The organism is Synechococcus sp. UW106 (assembly GCF_900474015.1).
Taxonomy (GTDB): domain Bacteria; phylum Cyanobacteriota; class Cyanobacteriia; order PCC-6307; family Cyanobiaceae; genus Parasynechococcus.
Genome location: NZ_UCNV01000015.1, coordinates 1 through 1,425, shown reverse-complemented (window position 1 = coordinate 1,425; position 1,425 = coordinate 1). Strand labels below are relative to the sequence as shown.

The 1,425-nt window shown below is 58.2% G+C and carries 1 protein-coding gene; it reads right to left on the bottom strand.

Annotated features, from left to right (window positions below):
• Nucleotides 1–274: 274 nt before the first annotated feature.
• Nucleotides 275–1,425: iron uptake porin (locus tag DXY30_RS13435; protein WP_115095405.1), on the bottom strand; the 1,151-nt coding region annotated here is incomplete at its 5' end.

The following is a 1,425-nucleotide window of genomic DNA, read 5'->3' as shown; positions in this document are numbered from 1 at the left end:
AGGCCAGAAGGCCAAGGGCGGCAGGAGCCACCAGCAGTTGCTGGAAAAGCTTCATGGGGGTTCTCACACCAAGAGAAAGGCGCCGGCAAGACATGCCAGCGGCCTAACGCTATGGGCACGACTTCACCCTGGAAGTAAGAGCAACTCAAGAGTTGTTTAGGTGTCGGTTAAGACCATCCACCAACCGCGTCATGCACAAAAAAGCTCCCCACCGAAGTGGAGAGCTGAGAAATCTGAATGGATTGAGACTCCAAGGGAGCCTCGGAACCAGTGATCAGAACTTGAAGGTGGTCTTGACCAGGCCACTCATGGCGTTCATGCCATTGGAACGCTGAGAAGGGAAGGGCTTGCTCAGGTAGTGGATGGCAGGGGTGACAGTGATGTTGTCGGTGACCTGGAACTTGTAGAAGAATTCCCAGGCGTAGCCGGCACCATCCTTGACAGCGTCGCCATCAACCGAGGCGACGAAGGTGGGTTGACCAACAGCCATACCGAAGGAGTTGCCTTCCAGGAAGACGTCATCCCACTCGAGGCCCACGTACCAGGACGCGGAGTAGCCGTCGGCGTTGTTGCCGTCGAACCAGGTCTTGCCCATACCCGTGCTGATGGAAGGAATCCAGCCGGAATCTTCAGGGGTCCACCAGGCGCTCAAACCAACGGAGTTGGTCTGACTACCAACTCCTGAAGCTGCTACAGCCTGCAGGTTGGCGTTGCCGATGTAGAGGTTTTCACCGTTAGCTGAGGAAGCCTTGGTGTAAGCAGCAGCAATACCCCAGTTCTCAGGCGCGTAGGCGATCTGAGTGGTAGCACTGAAGTCGGAGCCGTCGGTTCCGATGCCACCCGTGGTGGGGTTGCTGTCGTTGCCGTTCTGCGACAGATAACTGGTGGAGATGCTGAAGTCGTCGGACTTCCAGTACACACCAGCACCAGCGCCGAGGGCCAGGTTGTAAGCACCAGGCGCACCGGCGTAGGTGAAGAAGTCGTACGTCATGTCAGACGGATAGGCGCTGGGCCACACCGGCAGCATGTCGTCCATACGGACCACGGGACCACCAACAACGGTGAAGTTCTCACCGATGGGGAAGCTGTAGTACAGGCGGTTGATGATGACACGGTTGTTGGTGTCAATGCCGTACTCCTGAGCAAACAGGCCGGAGCGACCGATGCCTTCGACACCGGAGCCGTAGACGTTGGCCATGTTGCCCGCACGCAGGCGGGTATAGAGCAGATCCTTACCGGTGAAGGAGGTCTCCAGGTTCAGCGCCAGGTTGTAGCTGAAGGAGGTACCGCCGGAGTGGGCCTCGAACTCGGCGCTGTCCTTGCCATGGGCCTTGACTGCACCGAAGACCCAGTTGGTCACACCCTTGAGCTTGGTGGTGGTGGAGAACTGAGTTGCTTCCAGTTCGCCAACACGGGCCTCGAGGC